Genomic DNA, 19,969 nt, shown 5'->3' on the forward strand with positions numbered 1-19,969 from the left:
CGAATAATACTTTTCAGTTCATTTAAATTATTCCAATTACTTAAAATATATTATAATGAACTCCTAAAATCGATATATAATGCATAAAAAACGCTTATTAACATATAATTGGTGTTTTTTATTGCTTTTTTACTAGAAATTCACACATCATAGAACTTTTCTGCCATATAAAGTAAAACAATTCTATTTAATGATAACTACCTCCCAATACATCCAAAATTTCTACCTTTCCAAAAACATCTATTCATCATCCATGTTACTTTTCAAGTCAACTAGAATATTCCTTATTTTTTTTGGTAATGTAACTCCCATTCTCCCCATATTTTCGAAGATAGATATTATTTCATTTATATCAAACCAAAGCGTCACCATAAGCCCTAAAACGGAATCATCATTATAATTAACTCCAAGATTTCTTATATATTTACCTATTAGATAATCTAAACATATTGAAACAAAAATTGTAATTACATACCCTATTTTTTTATATATACCAATAACTCCTTTGCGACTATTGAGCCCACTTTTTTTATCATTTGGTCGCTTTATTGCTTCTGTTCGTGCGGCTAATATTCCAGAGATATAATCCGTAAACATTAGAACTAGCAACATTGAAAACGCTGGTCCAATTAACCCTGATATAATTCCTGCTTCTAACTGTATTTCTTCAATAATTTTGTCAAACATCATATTTACCATTTTCCTCCAGATATTTATTCCCCAATTCCATACGTAGTCTGTGTACATACTGTCTTGAAACTTCTATTTCCTTTGATATTTCCACATCGCTCTTACCTTCAAGTAGTATTTGCCTATAAATTTTATTCTTCTTTCCAGAACTATTGCATAATATATCTTTTATCCAAACATTTATAATAGCCTCTCTCTCAGGGGTATCTACAGATTCCTGTAGTAAAAAAATATTGTCAGTATAATCTGCACTTACTTCATTATCATGCAGGCTAACACTTTTTCTATATAATTCTAAATATTTTCTCTTAACTGCAGTTGAAAGATAATTCACAACTTGTCCTTCTGCCCCTAGGTAATTCATTGTATTTGCAGATTGCCATAATGCAAAAGCTAATTCGTTATAAGCATCCTCAAATTCCTCCTTATATAAAAGATTTGCATATTTAACAATTAATCCTTCCATTCTATTAAGCAATATCTCAAATTTCGTCTTATCACCATCTTGAATATTGGCAACGATGTCTCTAATTTTTTCCATTTCTTTTTCTCCTTTATGGAGAAAAAAGAAATATTAATGTGATTTGTAAACTAAATCCGTCAAAAAAATAAGGATATTGCGCAAGCGCAATACCCTTTAATCTGACTTATTTACAATTTTATGTTCTTATTCCAGCCAATGTAAATCTTTATATTTTTCCATTAATCATCTAATATTTCACCCTACGGAAATAAATACTTCTACTGATTAATAATTGTAACTCCACCGTCATTCATTTTTATTAAAGCACAAGCATCAAATACTGCTATCTTCTTAATGTTATCTCCAAGCAGACATACATTACCAGAACCTATTTCGATACTATAAAAGTCTTCCACACCATTTTCGTCTATGCCAGATATATAAATGAAGGCCTTATTATAACCCCAAATATCTATCTGGTCATATCCATATTTGGAATTATCAAATATTTTCATATCTCTGAAAAATATATTGCCATTATCCTCTACAATAACGCTTCTATTTTCCTTTACAATATCTATTTTTTTTTGACTTATTTCTTTAGGACTGTCAGGATTAGTAATATCGTAAACACGATATTCCTCTCCAACTCCTGAAGACATATCACAAGCTACCAAATAATGATTAGACGATATTAGCTGTATCGTCTTATATGGTAAATCAATAAGTTCTATGAACTGATCTGCATAACTATCATATTTATATATCTTAGCATTATTACTTCCATCCTTATATTCCACAGAGAAAATAGTACCATTACATATTTCCAAATCATATGGATTTAGTATTGCATCAGTTACTAATTGGGTGGTTCCAGTGTCTATTTCATATTTAAATAATTTACCATTCTGTATGTAAATAATATTATTTCCATCTGATGCAGCCCAAAAGCATCCAAATTCTTCTGCAATAATTTTCTCTGTATTCATCTCGTACACTATATGATCTGCTTCATCTATTTTATCTATAATAGTATTATTACTACAACAACCACTACAACATATCAAAATATATGCAATTAGTAATACTGTTCTTATATCTTTCAATTATAAATACTCCTTGATTTAGTTTTTTTATTTCACAAACACTTCTTAATTCTCCATATAAAATTTTATGTGATGTGAAACTAATAACTCGATTAATCTATATGAACAGTCTGCTTTTTTCAATTACTTACGAATGAAACGACAGAAATGATATCTTTTTGGTATTTTCGTACATCGTTCATATTTTTGTTTATTAATTAGAAAAAAGGCGCAACGCTAAGTTTATTTAGCGTCACGCCTTTTGTCTAATTAAAAACCATTTATTTATGCTTTTTCACATTGCCCTTAATTATTTCAACAATCTGTAGCAAAAATACAAGAATAATCACCACTGACATATGAGCATATAGAGCTACATTTCCTATTACATAAAAAAAATATCCTAAGCATACATTTATTAATAATAAAATACCAATAACCCGTCTATAAAAATGTCTATCAGTTATACTTAACGGCTTATTTTCATTTTCTAGTGGGCTTAAGATAAATACCATAATAGCTGCACCAATAGTGAATATCTTAAAAATATTATTTATATTAATATTACTAACGAGTAATAAAGTCGTAATAATAACAACACTAGACTGTACAATACAATGACTTAAAGAATCAGCATGATATCCACCAGAATATTTTCTAATTATCAGAAACGATATTATAAATAATAGGTACTCAAAAGTTTTTCCAAGTAAAATACCAATAATCCAAATAATTATTACTGGAATTATATGTAGTAGTATTGAAAAAATAGCATACTCATATAGTTCTCTATCTTGTTCTTCTATATAAGCTCTTACAATTAAATTATTTGTTAGTCGCTGTATTACTCTCTTCATTATTTACTTTTAAATCTTTGAATTTCTTTAGGTTCTTTGGGCTGATACAATACCGCACAAGAGGAAGAATTCGCCTCTATTCTTAGAGCGGTATCCATAATTCCCTTAATTAATTTATGAGTGTTTTTTTTACTTTTCTTTTCCAAAATATACCTTCTTTCTATAAAAATTAAATTTCACATCTGTTTCATATATACAAAATTTTATATAAAAAATCGATACCATTTACATCAATCAGCATCAATCAATAGCTAATGGTCTAAGTCCCCCCAATTTACTACTTTTTTTCAAATATCACCGAACTCTACTGCTATTATCCGTTCCACTTTACATGTCCTACAGAATATTTCTGTATACCATTGTTCTAAATAAACTTTTGAATTGCTATTATTAGCCATGTAGGAGGGCGCATGTTTTGAATTTTGATTACAAATTAATGGGGCGTAGAATTAAACAAAGACGCAAAGAACTTAAGATTTCTCAATCAGAGTTCGCTGAAAAACTAGGAATATCTAATAATCACTTGTCCGCTATAGAAAATGGTCACGAAAAACCTAGTTTTGATTTATTTATACGTATTTGCGAAGAATTAAAAGTGACCTCTGACGCATTGACTTTAGGTGCCATGAACACTAATAATCCACCACAACAAATAATAGATAATTTAAAGCTTTGCTCCAAAAGAGATATGGATATCGTACATAGAATAATTGAAATACTAATTCAAAACCCTGAAGAATAAAATCAATTTTGATAACAATCAAAATTGATTTTTTTATTGTACAATATAACAATCTATCGTATGATTTTAATATATTCTTTTTGAGGTGGAGCATATGAGAATTATTCTTTGTGACGACGATGAATATTTCATTACAGAATTATCAAAATTGCTCGTCCAATATTTTAAAAGCAATAAGTTACAAACTCCAGAAATTGTATCTTACTACCGTGGCGATGATTTGTTAAAGGATTCAGGAAAAAAGGATATTGTATTTCTTGATATAGAAATGCCTGGTTTAAATGGCATTTCTGTTGGAAATGAATTGATGAAACATAACAAATCTACAATAATTTTCATCACCACTTCTTTTATAGAATATCTAGATGATGCAATGCGTTTTCATGTTTTTAGGTATTTAACAAAACCCATTGATAAACATCGACTTTTTAGGAATCTAAAAGATGCCATGTCACTATACTCCTCCATTTCTAAAACAATTGTTATAGAATCAAAAACAGGAGTACATACTGTAAATGCGATGGATATCATCTATGTAGAAGCCATAGGTAGAAAAGTCACTATCCATACTCTTACAAATGATTTAGTATCCATACATCCTATGAAATATTGGAGGGATACACTTCCTAAGCCCTCTTTTTACCAAACACACAGAAGCTTTATTGTGAACTTGCACCATATAAATTCATTTGATCATCAATTAGTCTATATGTGCAACAATCAACACACTGCTTACCTTACTCGGCGAAAATACACCGAGTTTAAAACAGCTTATTTGATGTACATAGAAAGCACGAGGTAATTTTGAATGAAGGAATTATGCTTTTTCTTTATATACTTTTCAGAAGCAATTATTCTTGCACTATACTGCAATTCTCTATTTGAAAAAAGATACTCCAAAGTAATGGTAACTGGTATGATTGCAGTTACCTATATCGTACTTTATTCCATTTCATTTTTTAATAATCCTTATTTAAATTTATCTGCATTTATAATAACTAATTATATATGTATGCTGCTATTATACAAAAGTACGCCAACCAATACATTATTTCATCTTCTTATTATTACAGTAACAATGTTAGTCAGTGAAGTACTATCGTTGGCAATATTCACTAATATTGCCAACAATCTGTTTTATGAAAAAGACACCAATAACACCTCTCTTCTATTAGCTTCACTCCTTAGTAAATTGTTGTACTTCCTTATAACTAATACCATCGCAAAATCATTAAAAACCAAGAAACTGAAGAATATCCCAAAATCAACTGAAAATATATTTTTATCACTAGTTCCAATATTATCTATTGGAATTCTTATTACATTTTTTTCTATATCAATATTCTATCCCAACCTTCCACATATGCTCACAATAATGTTATTTATTAGCGCTTTTTTTATACTATTAATCAATCTAATTATATATGGAGTGTATGAATATATCGGAAAAAATAATGAAGCTATTATAGATTTACAATTACAAATATTAAGAGAACAGGATAAAGCAGAATATTACAAAAAACTAGTAGAACAAGATGAAAACCAAAAAATAATTATTCATGATATCAAAAAGCACCTACAAGCAATTGCTATTCTAAATGAATCTAGTGATAGTGCTAAAATATCCAATTACCTAGAACATATTATAAACTCGTCAGCTATGAAAACACCAGTTAAAATATGTAACCACGCCTTTTTAAATTCAATACTATCTCACTATAAACGAGAAGCAGAGTCTTATAACATTTCAATAAATTTTGATATTAGAAACCATTGTATCGATTTTTTGCCCGAAGACAGCATCACAACACTTTTCTGCAACTTGCTCGAAAATGCCATAGAAGCATCCAGAAATACAGTGGATGCCTTTATCGATTTATCAGCATCAATTAAAGAAAACACCTGCTTTACAACAATTACTCTTCAGAATTCATGCGCTAATAATCCTTTTTCCCCTGAAGGCTTGATGTTAAAAAGCCCGAAAAATGATTCTAAACTACATGGATTTGGTTTGAAAAGTATTAATAAGCTTGTAACCAACTATGATGGGAGTATGAAATGCTTTTATGATGATAGTACTCATACTTTTCATACAATTATTTTTTTATCGAATAAGTGTAACATATAGAACTGTTTTATTATCTGACAATACACATTAAAAAAATAAGCATCTACAATCGTAAATGCTTATCCTTTATTACATATTTGATGATATATTACCAAGCGCCATAGAATGGAATATTGTTGTATGAAGACCCTACACTTAAACCTGTGTCAACAAATCCATAGTCATCTCCATCTCCAGCCACACGTACCCAATTTCCCTTGGAGCTTTGAACATAGTTGATTCCTTTTAGAGAAACATCACTATCACCAGCTAAACCAGTAAGGCATGCTACTTTACAATTTGCTGCTACTGCCCCCCATTTTCTACCAGATGCTGTATATACTGTACGTGATTTCCTCATAAGAAATGTCTTATATTTTATACCGCCAATGCTTACACTCCCATATGGATAATCCGCACAGTCTCTTATACTATTGTTAGGTGGATCATTTATAAAGCCTCCTGATAATTTCCCAGAAGAATTTCTAAAAACTATGTTGCAAAAATAATCATCTCCTCCCCAATTACGATTATAACCAAATGCTTCTCTTGGATAAATTATACCTATCTGCTTTTTCTTTTCTGTATCAGCATATACAGGAACTTTTTTGCCGCTCATATTTACGCAAAACATATTTGACATTTTACTGTCCTCCTTTTCTTTACTTTTGATAATCTATTATCTAATATAAAGAAAGACATGAGTGTCTATAATGTAAACTTCAATCAGGAGATTCAAATATAATGAAAAAAATTGTAATTCTTTTACTATCTTTTTCAATCATCCTCTGCGGATGTAGTACATTAACACTGCCCCACTATTCACCAAATCAGCAAACACACTCAGCGCCAAATACTAATCCTGACACTCTAACTAATGAAACTGATTACTATCCAAGTCTAGATGAAGTAGAGGCTGCTAGAGACAAATACCTTAAAGACTTGTCGCCTGAAACAATCAATGTGCTTGGTACATGGATTGCTGCACAAAATCTTTCTATGGAAGTCACTTTTATTAATGATAAATTTGCTCAATTTAATGATCCCGATTCTTTGATGTGGAATATATATGAAGATACTGGAGATAAAGTACTAATCGGATATGCCTATGATGAATCCGAAAAAGAAAAAAATCACCCAGAGATGGATGGTAGTGAATATGCAAAACTGTACGGGGAACCCGTTGTAACCCAAAATCATTTAGATGCTGATTCCTATATTAAAATACTGAAAGATTATCAATCAATAATATATGATGATGATTTTTCTAAAATATTTAGTCAACTAATACATTATTACTCTCTATTAAAAGAAACGCACGACGTAGAATACCTATTAAAGATTTACTATACATACCATGATATGGATTATTATTTATTTAGATATGCCCCCGATACTTTTAAAGATGAAAATATCATAGATAAAAGTACCATCTATAAATATTATGGCACGCTAGGTAAATAACCCAGCGTGCCTGCAAGTCTTATTCGATATTCGAGTCAATATAACTTTATTCATATTTTTCTACATAGCATTTTCCAAAGATATTTTTTAAATTAGTTTGAATATCTTTGATTTCGTCCCCTGATACTTGTACCTTATCGATATAAATAAAATAGCATGCGTTTATCATTGTGAAAAATATATATTGGGGAGTGTCATAAACAAATACACGAAAATGCTTGTGCTTTTTTTTTACCCCTAAAAATATGGGATACTTTGGTAACAACAATATTTTTTCTGAGTGATATGTAATGTAAATCTCATCTTCTAAAATCTTTAAATCTATTAAACTATTATCCTTAAATCTATCTAAATATAGTTTTTTATTAAGGAAGAAATAGAATCTATGCCAATCCCCCAAAAGAATATATATTGCAATAACTATAAGTAATATGCACAGAATATTGAGTACAAGCGTTAATGTACGGCTGTCCCTATTTATAAAATCGCGTCTTAAGCTATCGGCAAAAATAACAAAACCTAGTGGAATACCTATTATTTGTCTTCTTCTTAACTTATACCCAATCGTTTTATAATAAATAATATGTATATTCTCTTCAAACATATTTTTATAGCAAAAAGTTGTTTTAAACATATCTGGTCTTCCCTATTTTTTATCGAAATAATAAACCAAGACTTTCAAATCGCTTATCTTGGTCTATTTATTTAAAGCATTATATTAAGCAGCACATAAAAGGATGAAAAAAAATACAACTACAACATAAATCAAACATACTATTTTTTCATTATATGAGAGCTGTGGTTCCCTTACTTTTTTTAGATTTTCAAAAACCCCATCCCACACTTCTTGCATAACGCTTACTGGTCTTGGTGAATCGTTTTTAAAGACAATCTTCACTATTACTGCAAAATCTTTCTTTAGTATATCATTTTCTGTTGATAATACAACAGACTTGATTTCTAATATGGTATTAGTTCCTTCCGCCGAAATAGATATTTCCACTCTTCCATTTCCTATTTCTGATGCCAAACCATCTAAATCTGGGATCAAACTTTTGTCAACATTTTTTAGTGTAGCTTTTACATTTGCAATCTCAACGGAAAAATCTGGATTTGTAAATTTACGATTAGTTACTCCTACAGAATATACTGCACTTTTATTGGATGCAACACTATTGGTAATTTTGATATATACATCTGCATTTATGGTAGAAGCTAATAATATTTCTTTTTCAAACGTATACTCAGCATTAGTTAGTTCTCTTAACTTAAATTTTCTTATAATTGTATTTGCTGTACTCTTAATGCATTCTTCCTTCTCACTTTCAGTGAGTTCAAAATGTGCATCCGGATTTACAACAGCACCACTATTTTTTCCAGACATAATGTTATTATCAATTTCAATTAAGCCTGCTCCACTACCAATCTTAACAGTTGAAATCTGATCATATGCCCAGTTTGCTGGAAGTGGCTTTCCTATATTACCTGCGAAACCAGATGACATATCACAAACAAAACTACTTGTGACAAGATTTGCTCTTGTTAGTTCTGTACAAACATATCTTGGTCCATATACTCCAATTTTATAATCTCTATTATTGAGGGATTTAAACTGCTCCCAAAAAGTCCTAAAATATGGAATAATTACATTTGCTACATCCTTCTCATTTACATCATAATCTACAGCCACATAGAAAGTTGTTCCATTAGGAAATTTCAATTTACATAGATTAATGTATGCTTTTGACGCATCCTTTAATGCCTGTTCTTTTGTAAAATAACTTGACGTATTATTAGTATTCTGGAAAATAGGCATAATCTTTAAACCGGCTTTATAAATAATTCGCTCCTCATCTAAAGTCAATATCTTATTGGAACCACCTACAATGTATCGACCTACAACCTCTCTTCCATCATTTACAAGCGAAATCGCTGTTGCTTTGCTAATTGGAGTCATACAATCACAAGCCTTTCCTTTTCTGGACTTATCGCCATAACTTACCATCAGAGAAGCCCATGTCTGTCTATTGGCAATACCTGTTGTTATAATATTTGAAAACTTTTGAAAATTCTTAACTGCAGTTTCTACTTTATCGCTGTAAATGCCATTAAAGTTACCTGTTGTAAAACCATTAATATATAATGCGTACTGAAGAAAAAATACGTATTTAGCATTATGAACAACTCCACCCTTTCTCATAATCGGACAATGTTCTGCTGTATTTGTCCCCCAAATACCATCAACAACAATCTCAGGCCATTCCTTCTTAATTTCGTACTGCAATCCCTTAATTAAAGCTCTAAGAGTCTGCTTTACAAATATTCCATCACATGGGATAAGACCAATCAATGAAGAGTAATCTCTATTTAAAGACTGTTGAATTGTTCTCACCTGCGCATCACCATTTTTTGCTAAAACATATCCATCAGTTGTCAACAATGCTTTCATAAATGCCGCATCAGCATTACCATTAGGGTTTGAAAGGCCAGCATCAGCTTTTAGCTTTTTAACTGCTGCTTCAACTCCTGCACCATATCCACCATCTAGACCATTTGGATTATATCCCTTACAATAAAGTCCACCTTGTAAAATATATACCTGTCTCTTTTTAGATGCACTTGTCTTATTGCATCCACGTGTCAATGTACCGAACTTTTCAAGTGTCTTTGTACCTAAAGAGCCATCAACCGTTGCTCCTAATTCAATCTGCAGAGCTCTAATTAAGCCTTTTACTGTACCGTTTCCAGTTTTACCATCTTCTGTTACCTTTACAAAATCAGGATTATTTCCATATGTTGTGTTTAACCATTCCTGTGTTTTCTTTACCATTAAATCCATTTTTATACTCTCTTTCTTTTTATTTACTAAAAATCTTTCCTGCATAAAAAATATATAATTAGAGCCTGATAATCAGCACTATTTATAATTATGAATGCATTATCAGGCCCTGAGACATTACACTAATAAAGTGCTCTATTACTTGGGGTAGAACCGACCGAAAATCCTAAGCTTACCCATCCATTTGTAAGCTTAGACCAATTCCCCTTTCCTTTTGTATCAACATAATCAATGCTTAGTCTACTTGGATGCTTTTTCCCAACAGTAGAACCATCTGTAGCAACCCTAGCACCGGCCTTTAATGTTCCTTTTAATGTCTCATTCACATAATAAGTTACATCCTTTTTCACGGTAAAAATCATATACTTTGATTTATCAGATTTACTAATAGTTACCGCTGTAGCTGGAACCAAGGTCTTTCCATTTGAATTTCTACGATGGAAAAGAACCTGCTGCGGTGCATAGGCGGGATCTGTACTTGCCTCAAGTGCTGCTGCCCAAATGAAACCCTTTTGAGCCTTTCCTGCACTGTTTCTAAACATTACACCAACATACCAAATATCTGGGTTTGATGTATCAATTGGAATTACCGAATACATTTCATTTGGATAAATATGTCCAATAATCTGACTAGTGTTTAGTGTAGCATCCTTGTACACTGGAATCTTTGTACTAGAGCAATTAACATATGCTCTAGAAGAGTTTGGAATTCTTGCCATAAAAAATACCTCTTTTCATATTTTATTTCTGATTGATCAATCAAATAATATAAAGAGGCATATATCCTATTTGTAAACAAAAAAAAATTTTTTTGTATAAATTCTAGAGTATGATCGTCAATCTGAAAGTGAGCTGCGGGTCAAAACTACTTGACAATCAACAAAAGTAAAACTGGATGCGATGGGTTCTACCCCTCAGGGAACACCGGGGGGGACAACCAAAAATCGTTCCTTTCGAAAAAAAGAAAGCCCAGAAAGCTTGAATTATCAAGCATTCTAGACTCTCTAACAGTCGAGCGCGAGACGGGACTCGAATCGCATTCCTTATCTTAAAATACTGATAGAAAGGAGATTCTAGCACCGCTATTTGCTTAGGGAACACCTAAGAAAACAATTATCTAATAAGTAACTATTGCATTTCAAACATTTTTGTAATAAAAAAATCGTATTTACAGAGAGTCTGTCGATATTTCACAGACTCTCTTATCATATTATCTTCCCATCATTCATACCATCCCTAAGCGCTGCCAAAGCCTTAGCTTCAATTTCTTTTAGGTAATTCTCAGTAAGATGGAAATAAGCTGCTGTTTCACTAATTGAATTACACTGGAGTGTTCCTCACGATTCACTCCATAGTTTATCTTAATTACGAATGACGTTTTTTCAGTGTTTCTTTTGATGTAATTATCCATATTCGCATCATTATTTGCTGTTTTTAAAGTTTTTGGTACCAGAATGGTACCAGACCGTCTCTCATGTTTTGTGCTTATATATTATCCTCGGCAAACAAACACACTCTTCTATAATACTTCTCGGTGTTACCATTTTCGGTAGGCGTTTAGTCCTTCGATCGGAGGAATGTGACCTCCGTTGACATAAAGATTTCAATCCCTACCTTCGGGAAATTTTATTTGGAGGACTTGCTTATGCTTACAACCACTGCACTTATCGCAGTCTTAGGACTTTGCGCGACTTTCTATAGTTTACATCTTTTATAATTGACAATAAAACACTCTATTTTCTATAATTATTTTAGATTAATTCAAGTTCCTTAATTACTCAATTTACATGTATTGTCACATTTATCATTTGCATTATGAAAAAATTATATAAGTTTTTTTTACCTATCGTAATACTTGCACTATTTTTTGCACCATTTATATATCGCATTGTTAATGGTGACATTTATTATTTAGAACCATCCTCTCCTGAAGGAATACAATTGTACACTAGAACAAACGGATTTGGTTTTGTATCATTCAGTCATGTTTACATTAGGTACTCATTTTTTAATTCTAAAGACACAGGAATAGTTTTTTCTGAAGATGATGGTCCTGCTTTATATGGCGAAAATGCCGATTATATCATAAAATGGTTAGATAATAATCAAGTTATGATATCGTTTAAAGGTAATAGCTACACTGGTTATCGCACCGAAATAATAGAGTATTAGCTGTATAAACGCCAATACCCTATTTCCTCCTTCTTTTTAATTACATAATAATTTCAACCAATTAGCATAAGCCCATATACATACGTCTTTTACTGTTTGAGGAATATTAACTGACGAGTTCTCATACTTAGATAAATAATCTGCAATATATGTTGTTACAATCCCAGTTACCTTATCTCTTATCTCGAGAACATCATTATTAGTAGCTTTTGTATCACTTAATAAAGCGTTAAATTCTGTTCCTACTTTATCAATAAAAGTATAATTCATTGCATCTTTAATACTCTTCTTACTTTTTACTGCTTTTGCAAGAATTATAGCATATCCGTCCGAGCATAAATCCTTATAATTACAACGATTATCAAATTTAGGTGTATTTAATTTTAAATCAACATTAGGATTGCTGCCTCCAACAAATGCGCGTGCAATATACAATGATGGCTCTGTTTTCATTATTTCAGAACATTCTTTTACTAATACATATGCAGAAACTAAATCTCCTGCCCATCCATTCCATGAATTTGGATTAATAGTTAACCTACAATAGGTAAGCGTTGTAACTGCTAAATGTGGCAAATCTATAATTCCTGTTTTTCCATCCCATAAATCAGTTTGTTCTAAATATGCACTGATTTTTTCTTTTAATGATGCATATTTGCTATTAAAAAAGTTTTCAAAATTAGCATCATATTCCATTGCAGTAACCAATCGGAAACCTATTTCCTCCGCAAACCCACTTTTTGTAAAATATCTCTTGGCCAGATACTGTAAACAACCTATTTCTGAAGAATATAATGCTGGCTGATCTAAACTAGAACGACTTGAAGCATAATCCTTATAAGCATCTTCTATTTCCCCCAACAAAGGGATAATCTCCGTTATTTTAGTTAAATTTTTAAGATCGTTCGCTGAATACAGTGTCGGTAATTCGTACTTATAATAGTCTTCACTAGATACTACTTTAGAGCATGCTGGAAATCGTCCACTATAAGCATCTTTATCAAGGTCAATATTTCCTACATATTTTTTCAACTCGTTAAACTGATCATAATTCCAGTTTTTAGGGATTGGAAACCCGAGATTTCCACTAAATGCAGTAGACATATCGGAAACAAAACTTGAAACTGCCAAATTAGCATTAGCAACTCTTGTGCAAACATTTCTTGATGCATAAATACCAACACTATAACGAGGTTCCATAACTTCATTGATAGCTTTAAAATATGGAATAATATACTTATCGATTTGATAATCAAGAACATCACAATCAACTGCAAAATAAATAACGGTCGATGGTATACCTTTCTTCATAGCTGCAGTACAAGCCTTCATACCATCATATTTTCCTGCAACGCTTGTAAAATGCTCTATACTTGTTCCATTTTCTTGAAAAATAGGGAAATACTGTAATCCATTATCTAATATTCTTTTTAATTCACCCTCGCGAATTTCTTTGAAATTTCCCCCTGTAAGGTATCTGCCAACAATTGTATAACCATCTCCTTTTATCTTTTTTGCTAAAGCCTCTGTAATTTCAAATCTTGTATCACAAGCTTTTGCACTACGATCCTTATTTCCACATGATACAAATAAACTCATCCACGTATTTGTATCAATCATATTTTTTACTGGTAAGCAATAATCCTCCTGAAACTTTTTTATTGCCCAAACAATCTGGTTCCATTCTGCGCCAAGCATTAAATCATATCCATTACATATCAGCATTACTTCTAATAGCCAAAACCATTCAGAATTTTTACCTGCATTACTTTGTGTAAGTGTAATTAATTTTGATTTTGTTCCATTGCCAAAGACACCATCTACATTTTTACCTGTATATCCCTCTAACTTCTGCAAAATTTTAATCATAGCTTTATTCATATTACGACCGTACAAGCCATCAGTAGGTATAATTCCTGTATATGAAACATAATCTCTATTAATCTTTTGCTGAATTTTTCTAATCGTACTTGTCCCACCAGCATTCGCAAGTAATACAAATTGATCCATTGAAAGCAATGCCTGCATTATATCAAGTGTAACTGTAGATGAATTATCACTTACGCCCATATCTTTCTTTAATTTTTTTACAGCGTTGCCTGTTCCCGAGTAAAAATGTCCTGAAATACGACTTGCACCAGTAGAATAACCCTTGCACCATAATGCCCCCTGAATTATTGCATTAACATTTTCTACTCTCTCAAACCCATCCTGTTGCTGCTTTATTCCGTTAGGCCACTTCTGCTTAAACAATTTTTGCGTGCTAGGGCCAAACGAATCTGCTGTTTTCTGAATTCCTAATTCAATTTGTAGTGCACGTATAAGTCCATGAATAGTACCCCATCCTGTTTGTCCATCCTCATCTACTCTATTGAATCTTACATCTGAACCATATGTATCATTGAGCCATTTTTGTGTTGCTTGAACCATTACATCCATTTTAATTTCCTCCTAAATAATGTGTTTTTGCGTACGCATTAAAAAAAAAGAGAAATAAACATTAAATGTAAACAACAATTAAAAATATTATGCACAAGTAGGTGGCTATAATCTCCCTCCATCAGTTTTCTGCACAACCAGGTATTCATTTCCGGTTATGAAAACCGCCTAATTATTTGATGTTTCAAATTCCTAGGCAGTTTAAACTCTTCTAATTCAGACTTAATATCATTTATAATTTCATTGGATGTGAGTCTAATGAGCTGCATTGAGGATGTCAATTCCCCCGCATAACTTATTTACATAAAACCCCCGTAACATAATAAAAAGACCAAGGCCTAAATAAGTCAATAATAATTATATATTTATGTATATTATTAATAGATGAGGTGCTATTATGAACGAAAACTACGGTGAACAAATAAAGAACTATAGAATTGGTCTTGGAATGACACAAAACCAGGTAGCTAATGCACTAGAGGTTACTCCTGACTATATCAGTAATGTGGAAAACGGATGTACCGCTATGTTCCTCAGACTTCTTATTTACTATTCTAAACTTATGGGAATTACTCTCGATGAACTCGTGGGAAACATTGAACCAGACTATAAAAAATCATCATTTGATAATGCTCTCTGGAATGTGATAAAAAATTTGGATAGTGAGAAAAAGGAGAAACTTTTAAAAACTATTAAATTATGGCAAGAAAAGTAGAGAACAATCTTTACTTTTCTACTTCCACTTCTTCCACATATCTGGCTGATAACCAACTGTAGACTGCCTACCATTTCTTACCACTGGAGTCTTAATAATCTGCTGTGACTCAAGCAGCTTCTCCAGCTTATCCTCATCTGCAATATACTGAAACAATGCTACTGCATCTTTGTCCTTCGCATCAGGATTTACAAGATTAGCAATGCCACCATTTGCTGATGCAACTGATGTGAGTTTCCCCTTGCTCATGCCTTTTTCCTTCATATCAATAAACTGATACTTAATGCCACGCTCTTTGAAAAAGCGTTCTGCCTTCTTTGTATCATTGCACTTCTTAGTGCCAAATATTTGTATGTTCATTTGATTCTCTACTAAATTCCCGCAATTCCAAGCTATTTTTTATTCCTATACTTCTTGACCACACTTATACGCAATTTCTCCATACGTTGTTGAAGATCATATACTCGTTGCTCATCATAATGTAATCGCTTCTTAACTTCTTGAAATGCTTCGTATTTTTCTTGATTATTTTCAATATAATGAAAATCCAAATAACACTGATGAGCCCAATAATTACGTATTTCCCTTATATCTTCTAATAGTTCATAATCTTTAGACTTAATCTTGGCAAACCCCTTTTCCTTATCTAGTTTGCGAAACTCAACAAGGATTTTTCCCAATGGCGCATCAGCAAGAATTTCATAGTTATCATTAAACTTTCCGTCTTTTATCGTTGCATATATTATTTTTAAATCTTGTTCTAGATATTGCATGGACATCAACAATTCGCTATGCACCACCTTAAATAATTCCATCTCATCCATATGTACATAAACCTACTTTTCTCTACTATCCTTCTAAGCTCCCATATGAAGACAACTCTACAAAAAAATGTAGAGCACATTCTTCGCCCTAGTTTTTAATTGTAGTATAAGTCTTTACTAAAAGAACGACAACATTTATATCTCGCTCTATATTTTGTTACCAATAGTAAAAAGTCTATTTTCTATATCTTATTCTTGTGCAACTCATTTCATTGTATTTAATAGGTTTAAGTGCTACTATTACATCAAGTGTTAGCAATACATTTCAAACAAGAAAGGATACATAAATGCGTCAACATGGTCTTATTATTGATTACGAAAATGGAAATAACCATATAGTAACTAACTCCATAAACGAAACATATTCTGTTGGAGAATTACTATGCTGCATTTTCCAGGGTGAAATCCTATACAACATTAAGAATATATTACGTAATTGTATAAATAAATGTCCCCTTAATGAATTTGAGGTAACTCAAGACACAATAGAAGAAGCTGAGCGTTTTGTTATAGAAACCCTCCTCTATGAGGATAATTATCCTGCCAGAATTCTTGCACAGGGTAGTATTATTCGCTGCATTGAAAACTATAGATCGCTTGATACCATTTCACAAACTCGAATTTTGTCGCAAGAAATTGAACGAGCTTATTATACAACTGATTTGTTCACTGAAATTGGATTTGATACTATCGGAAACTTTTTGCGTCTTTGTTACAACAACTATTATATTGACTTAATGAATGGAATAGATCTTTTTAGAGCTACTGCTGCTCTATGGTCAAATACAGCTACTAAAGAAGAGCAACTATTATATGAAGATCTCTACAGCTCAATTAATAATGACAATATTATACCGGCTACTTTCATTAACACATCATATGACACGAGTACAAAAACTTTCAAACAGAAATATATAATCAACAGTTTTCTAGTTATGGCTATATTTGAGTTTTCACACATAGCTGAATCCAAAAGTAAAATCATACGTTGCGAAAACCCAAGTTGTCGAAAATTTTTTGTCGCCAAAAGGACTACAGCAAAATATTGTAACTATCTTGCCCCTCAAAGTAACAACAGATGCTGCAATGAATACTATCCTCAACTATTACATCGAGAAAAAGTACGCAACGATGAACTAGAAAGACTTATTAAGAATACTAAGGGAAGGCTTTACAACGCAAAACGCAGACACCCTGAAAACGCCACAAACATCAACAACTTAATAAATGATGTTGCTATCCATGGACCTAACAAGAAAACAGAAGTACTTAATGGCACATTATCTGTTGAACAATTTAAAACATGGTTAAACAAACATAATCCACAGGAGGTATTATATGAATAACAAGCTTACAACCACAAATTACAATTCAGCAAAACTTGCAGAAACACATAACGCCCCTAAAAACAACTGGCCAGTCGACCGAGAAGACACAAAGAAATCTCTTTCTGGGATTGTAACCGTCATTAAAGATGACAGTCTGAACACAAAGCGTGCAATTGCATCAAACATCGCTTCTACTACAAGAGTTCAATGTCAAAACGACAAAGTATTATCCGCTTGCGAAAGAGAACTTAGAAAACCAAATCTGTCTTTCGAGCAGCGTGAACAATTACTAAATCGCATGGAAAGAATTGCTGATGTATCAGCCAACATTCATTATGAAAGTGAAGACTTCCAAAAAGCCCAATTGGAGTACTCACACAATCTTACCCTAAAGATACTTGGTTTAGCCACATTTTTTATTGCTACGGAACTAGTAAAAAAAGTCTATGAAGCGAAACAATAATCCAAAACGGATGGTGTAAAGATTTTCTACTCTACACCATCCGTTTGATATTTCATATTTATATTTACATCTCTCTACTACTTCAACGAAATAATATCGCCCTCAATAGTAACATTATTCAATAATTTAAGAGCCTCATCCAGCTTCGTATAAATAGCATCACCCATATGTGAGAATCCAAGCTGATTAACTACAGCACGGTATAATTCATCTTTGTCTGCAGAATAATTCTGCTTCAAAATAGAGCTAAGACCTGCAGCCAATTCTTCTGGAGCAATATACTTAATATCACGCTTATCACCAGGCACACGTAGTACATACTTCCTCTAACACTCTAATCATCTTTATAATCTCATTATTCTAATAAAGAATCTCCCAATCGCTCTCAACCCACTTTAAACTCCTGCAATCGCCTTTATAGCTCCTTCTGTCATCGCTGATATTATTGCAGTGGAAATTTGTTTAACTGTATCCAACATTAAAGGAACTCCGTGTTCCTTTGCAGTATCCTTGACTTTTTTCCACACAGTATCATCTCTTATCTTATCTAGATAATCATATCCATCCCATGTTAAATTGCTAACACCAAACATGTATAATTCATTTCCTGCATATTGAGCTTTATAATCTGCCAAAAGTCCAGCTTCATATAACATTTTGCAATGCGTAGCAACCTGATCAGCTGAGTAACCGTCAACTTTTAAGTTATAAATTGCTGTAGAAACATATTCTTCCTCAATTCTCAGCATAATTTTTCTAATTAAATCCATATCTCTTTTCATACATTCCCTCAACATTATTAATTTCTATTAAGTCCCCATGCTGTATTTAAAGTGCAAAGCTTTTGCTTCCACACTTTCTCTGCATCTAGAGTAGCCTCCTTGTCTTTTGCCTTGTCCCCCGTTTTATGAACTACTTCAAGAATACTATATTGGAAATCCAGATAAGCTTTAGGATTCTCTTGCAAGTACTCCACAACCCCTACATTGCCTTCCAAATCCTCTTTTGTACCTCCACCTTTTCCGTTGGTTATAGCATAAGTCCTCCATCGACCAAACAATCCATCTTTGCCAGAAGCTGAACCAACGTAGTATTTTCCAGTTTTCGAATCAACCACAAGATAAATTGCATAGACCTCTTTCAGTGCGTTTGCTATTTCCTCATATAGGTCTTCATTTGTTACATACTCTTGCATTGTTCTAAAGTCCCATGCCACGCGATAATATCCTGGGAAAACATGCTTACTATCAGGATAAATAGAAACAACCAACTTCTTTTCCAGCGCCTCTCTAAAATACTGTACATAACTGATTGCTCCAGGCCAATCTATAACAAGTCTATCAATTAGATCCTTCATGTAATCAGATAAAACCATTTTGAAGTAAATATGTCCTGGACGATCATAGAAATCTTGATGTGGAAAATCTGGCTTCTTATCTACTTTACTTGCGTTACAGTGATTAACGATTTCATAACAGCCAACAAATCTAGCATGATTCTTACCATCCGCAATAAATGACAATACGTACTTTTTATTCTTAAAAAAATCTACTGTTGGCTGTATGCTCTGATATTCTTCAAAATTGCTGCGATCATTTTTATCCCAAACGTCGCTATTCTCTTTTTTATTGAAAGCATGACGAATTGCTACTACATCATCTAGCTGTAGTTTTGCTGAATTAATAATATCAACTAAGTTCAGTGTCCCCATCTGTTTTCCCTTCTATTATATAAATCGTACTACGTTCAAACTATATCTTTCTCATAAATGAATAGCTCGA

Annotated in this window: 22 protein-coding genes; 7 read left to right on the top strand and 15 right to left on the bottom strand. The window is 32.2% G+C overall.

Translation table 11 applies throughout. From position 1 onward, the window contains the following. Positions 1 to 240: 240 nt before the first annotated feature. From BMZ41_RS09665 to BMZ41_RS09685, 5 genes are all read right to left on the bottom strand, one after another. Positions 241 to 690 carry a phage holin family protein gene (locus tag BMZ41_RS09665; protein WP_177184202.1) on the bottom strand — a complete coding sequence of 150 codons (450 nt, stop codon included), beginning with the start codon at positions 688 to 690 and terminating at the stop codon, positions 241 to 243. Continuing rightward, on the bottom strand, positions 680 to 1,231 hold the full coding sequence (locus BMZ41_RS09670) for a sigma-70 RNA polymerase sigma factor region 4 domain-containing protein (RefSeq protein WP_090529067.1): 552 nt from the start codon (positions 1,229 to 1,231) through the stop codon (positions 680 to 682). Before BMZ41_RS09670 ends, BMZ41_RS09665 begins: the two co-directional genes overlap by 11 nt. 200 nt (positions 1,232 to 1,431) lie before the next feature. Then, the gene (locus BMZ41_RS09675; protein ID WP_090529069.1) at positions 1,432 to 2,259 is read right to left on the bottom strand and encodes a hypothetical protein; all 828 of its coding nucleotides are present in this window, start codon (positions 2,257 to 2,259) and stop codon (positions 1,432 to 1,434) included. A 260-nt stretch (positions 2,260 to 2,519) separates the two neighbouring features. Next, a complete protein-coding gene (locus BMZ41_RS09680) occupies positions 2,520 to 3,095 on the bottom strand; it encodes an accessory gene regulator B family protein (RefSeq protein WP_090529072.1) in 576 nt (191 codons plus the stop codon). Then, positions 3,095 to 3,241 carry a cyclic lactone autoinducer peptide gene (locus BMZ41_RS09685; protein WP_242942044.1) on the bottom strand — a complete coding sequence of 49 codons (147 nt, stop codon included), beginning with the start codon at positions 3,239 to 3,241 and terminating at the stop codon, positions 3,095 to 3,097. The genes BMZ41_RS09680 and BMZ41_RS09685 overlap by 1 nt, the downstream gene beginning before the upstream one ends. Positions 3,242 to 3,510: 269 nt before the next feature. On the opposite strand from BMZ41_RS09685, the gene BMZ41_RS09690 reads away from it, so the two are divergent. The 3 genes from BMZ41_RS09690 (at position 3,511) to BMZ41_RS09700 (ending at position 5,965) form a co-directional block, all read left to right on the top strand. Next, positions 3,511 to 3,837 carry a helix-turn-helix domain-containing protein gene (locus BMZ41_RS09690; RefSeq protein ID WP_242942045.1) on the top strand — a complete coding sequence of 109 codons (327 nt, stop codon included), beginning with the start codon at positions 3,511 to 3,513 and terminating at the stop codon, positions 3,835 to 3,837. 94 nt (positions 3,838 to 3,931) lie between these two features. Next, positions 3,932 to 4,639: a LytR/AlgR family response regulator transcription factor gene (locus tag BMZ41_RS09695; RefSeq protein ID WP_090529075.1), complete on the top strand. Its 708-nt coding sequence runs from the start codon at positions 3,932 to 3,934 to the stop codon at positions 4,637 to 4,639. Positions 4,640 to 4,645: 6 nt separating this feature from the next. Continuing rightward, on the top strand, positions 4,646 to 5,965 hold the full coding sequence (locus BMZ41_RS09700; RefSeq protein WP_090529077.1) for a GHKL domain-containing protein: 1,320 nt from the start codon (positions 4,646 to 4,648) through the stop codon (positions 5,963 to 5,965). An 88-nt stretch (positions 5,966 to 6,053) separates the two neighbouring features. On the opposite strand, the gene BMZ41_RS09705 is transcribed toward BMZ41_RS09700, so the two are convergent. Then, the gene (locus tag BMZ41_RS09705; RefSeq protein ID WP_090529080.1) at positions 6,054 to 6,587 is read right to left on the bottom strand and encodes a hypothetical protein; all 534 of its coding nucleotides are present in this window, start codon (positions 6,585 to 6,587) and stop codon (positions 6,054 to 6,056) included. Between the two features lie 101 nt (positions 6,588 to 6,688). Here BMZ41_RS09705 and BMZ41_RS09710 point away from each other — a divergent pair, with 101 nt between their 5' ends. Next, complete coding sequence (locus BMZ41_RS09710) at positions 6,689 to 7,408, top strand: hypothetical protein (RefSeq protein WP_090529085.1); 720 nt, start codon at positions 6,689 to 6,691, stop codon at positions 7,406 to 7,408. Between the two features lie 46 nt (positions 7,409 to 7,454). Here the strand turns inward: BMZ41_RS09710 and BMZ41_RS09715 are convergent, their stop codons facing one another. The 4 genes from BMZ41_RS09715 to BMZ41_RS09735 all read right to left on the bottom strand — a co-directional run bounded on the left by BMZ41_RS09715 (position 7,455) and on the right by BMZ41_RS09735 (position 14,858). Beyond that, the gene (locus BMZ41_RS09715) at positions 7,455 to 8,042 is read right to left on the bottom strand and encodes a hypothetical protein (RefSeq protein WP_090529088.1); all 588 of its coding nucleotides are present in this window, start codon (positions 8,040 to 8,042) and stop codon (positions 7,455 to 7,457) included. An 84-nt stretch (positions 8,043 to 8,126) separates the two neighbouring features. Then, entirely contained in the window at positions 8,127 to 10,247 is a 2,121-nt protein-coding gene (locus BMZ41_RS09720) for a glycoside hydrolase domain-containing protein (RefSeq protein ID WP_177184203.1), read from the bottom strand. A 122-nt stretch (positions 10,248 to 10,369) separates the two neighbouring features. Beyond that, complete coding sequence (locus tag BMZ41_RS09725; RefSeq protein ID WP_090529093.1) at positions 10,370 to 10,966, bottom strand: hypothetical protein; 597 nt, start codon at positions 10,964 to 10,966, stop codon at positions 10,370 to 10,372. 1,489 nt (positions 10,967 to 12,455) lie between these two features. Next, on the bottom strand, positions 12,456 to 14,858 hold the full coding sequence (locus BMZ41_RS09735; RefSeq protein WP_090529100.1) for a glycoside hydrolase domain-containing protein: 2,403 nt from the start codon (positions 14,856 to 14,858) through the stop codon (positions 12,456 to 12,458). A 397-nt stretch (positions 14,859 to 15,255) separates the two neighbouring features. On the opposite strand from BMZ41_RS09735, the gene BMZ41_RS09740 reads away from it, so the two are divergent. Next, entirely contained in the window at positions 15,256 to 15,573 is a 318-nt protein-coding gene (locus tag BMZ41_RS09740; protein ID WP_090529103.1) for a helix-turn-helix domain-containing protein, read from the top strand. Between the two features lie 18 nt (positions 15,574 to 15,591). On the opposite strand, the gene BMZ41_RS09745 is transcribed toward BMZ41_RS09740, so the two are convergent. Both BMZ41_RS09745 and BMZ41_RS09750 read right to left on the bottom strand, forming a co-directional pair. Beyond that, positions 15,592 to 15,933: an arsenate reductase family protein gene (locus BMZ41_RS09745; protein WP_090529106.1), complete on the bottom strand. Its 342-nt coding sequence runs from the start codon at positions 15,931 to 15,933 to the stop codon at positions 15,592 to 15,594. Positions 15,934 to 15,965: 32 nt separating this feature from the next. After that, positions 15,966 to 16,397, bottom strand: a complete 432-nt coding sequence (locus tag BMZ41_RS09750) for a hypothetical protein (RefSeq protein ID WP_090529109.1) — start codon at positions 16,395 to 16,397, stop codon at positions 15,966 to 15,968. Positions 16,398 to 16,684: 287 nt separating this feature from the next. Between BMZ41_RS09750 and BMZ41_RS09755 the strand changes: the two genes are divergently transcribed. Beyond that, positions 16,685 to 17,743, top strand: coding sequence for a DUF6076 domain-containing protein (locus tag BMZ41_RS09755; protein WP_090529112.1), 1,059 nt, complete (start codon positions 16,685 to 16,687; stop codon positions 17,741 to 17,743). Beyond that, on the top strand, positions 17,736 to 18,188 hold the full coding sequence (locus BMZ41_RS09760) for a hypothetical protein (protein WP_090529115.1): 453 nt from the start codon (positions 17,736 to 17,738) through the stop codon (positions 18,186 to 18,188). The genes BMZ41_RS09755 and BMZ41_RS09760 overlap by 8 nt, the downstream gene beginning before the upstream one ends. 77 nt (positions 18,189 to 18,265) lie before the next feature. Here the strand turns inward: BMZ41_RS09760 and BMZ41_RS09765 are convergent, their stop codons facing one another. The 3 genes from BMZ41_RS09765 to BMZ41_RS09775 form a co-directional block, all read right to left on the bottom strand. After that, positions 18,266 to 18,496, bottom strand: coding sequence for a hypothetical protein (locus BMZ41_RS09765; protein ID WP_090529118.1), 231 nt, complete (start codon positions 18,494 to 18,496; stop codon positions 18,266 to 18,268). An 87-nt stretch (positions 18,497 to 18,583) separates the two neighbouring features. After that, positions 18,584 to 18,970 (bottom strand): DUF2513 domain-containing protein, encoded by a 387-nt coding sequence (locus BMZ41_RS09770; RefSeq protein ID WP_090529121.1) that lies wholly within the window; start codon positions 18,968 to 18,970, stop codon positions 18,584 to 18,586. Between the two features lie 17 nt (positions 18,971 to 18,987). Beyond that, positions 18,988 to 19,899, bottom strand: coding sequence for a GIY-YIG nuclease family protein (locus BMZ41_RS09775; RefSeq protein ID WP_090529124.1), 912 nt, complete (start codon positions 19,897 to 19,899; stop codon positions 18,988 to 18,990). Between the last annotated feature and the right edge of the window lie 70 nt (positions 19,900 to 19,969).

Source organism: Pseudobutyrivibrio sp. UC1225 (assembly GCF_900115215.1).
Taxonomy (GTDB): Bacteria; Bacillota; Clostridia; order Lachnospirales; family Lachnospiraceae; genus Pseudobutyrivibrio.

Bases quoted from the DNA above. Each gene is read 5' to 3' on its own strand.
- BMZ41_RS09665 (WP_177184202.1), bottom strand. From the start codon at position 690: ATGATGTTTGACAAAATTATTGAAGAAATACAGTTAGAAGCAGGAATT.
- BMZ41_RS09670 (WP_090529067.1), bottom strand. From the start codon at position 1,231: ATGGAAAAAATTAGAGACATCGTTGCCAATATTCAAGATGGTGATAAG.
- BMZ41_RS09680 (WP_090529072.1), bottom strand. From the start codon at position 3,095: ATGAAGAGAGTAATACAGCGACTAACAAATAATTTAATTGTAAGAGCT.
- BMZ41_RS09695 (WP_090529075.1), top strand. From the start codon at position 3,932: ATGAGAATTATTCTTTGTGACGACGATGAATATTTCATTACAGAATTA.
- BMZ41_RS09700 (WP_090529077.1), top strand. From the start codon at position 4,646: ATGAAGGAATTATGCTTTTTCTTTATATACTTTTCAGAAGCAATTATT.
- BMZ41_RS09705 (WP_090529080.1), bottom strand. From the start codon at position 6,587: ATGTCAAATATGTTTTGCGTAAATATGAGCGGCAAAAAAGTTCCTGTA.
- BMZ41_RS09710 (WP_090529085.1), top strand. From the start codon at position 6,689: ATGAAAAAAATTGTAATTCTTTTACTATCTTTTTCAATCATCCTCTGC.
- BMZ41_RS09715 (WP_090529088.1), bottom strand. From the start codon at position 8,042: ATGTTTAAAACAACTTTTTGCTATAAAAATATGTTTGAAGAGAATATA.
- BMZ41_RS09720 (WP_177184203.1), bottom strand. From the start codon at position 10,247: ATGGATTTAATGGTAAAGAAAACACAGGAATGGTTAAACACAACATAT.
- BMZ41_RS09725 (WP_090529093.1), bottom strand. From the start codon at position 10,966: ATGGCAAGAATTCCAAACTCTTCTAGAGCATATGTTAATTGCTCTAGT.
- BMZ41_RS09735 (WP_090529100.1), bottom strand. From the start codon at position 14,858: ATGGATGTAATGGTTCAAGCAACACAAAAATGGCTCAATGATACATAT.
- BMZ41_RS09740 (WP_090529103.1), top strand. From the start codon at position 15,256: ATGAACGAAAACTACGGTGAACAAATAAAGAACTATAGAATTGGTCTT.
- BMZ41_RS09745 (WP_090529106.1), bottom strand. From the start codon at position 15,933: ATGAACATACAAATATTTGGCACTAAGAAGTGCAATGATACAAAGAAG.
- BMZ41_RS09750 (WP_090529109.1), bottom strand. From the start codon at position 16,397: ATGGATGAGATGGAATTATTTAAGGTGGTGCATAGCGAATTGTTGATG.
- BMZ41_RS09755 (WP_090529112.1), top strand. From the start codon at position 16,685: ATGCGTCAACATGGTCTTATTATTGATTACGAAAATGGAAATAACCAT.
- BMZ41_RS09760 (WP_090529115.1), top strand. From the start codon at position 17,736: ATGAATAACAAGCTTACAACCACAAATTACAATTCAGCAAAACTTGCA.
- BMZ41_RS09770 (WP_090529121.1), bottom strand. From the start codon at position 18,970: ATGAAAAGAGATATGGATTTAATTAGAAAAATTATGCTGAGAATTGAG.
- BMZ41_RS09775 (WP_090529124.1), bottom strand. From the start codon at position 19,899: ATGGGGACACTGAACTTAGTTGATATTATTAATTCAGCAAAACTACAG.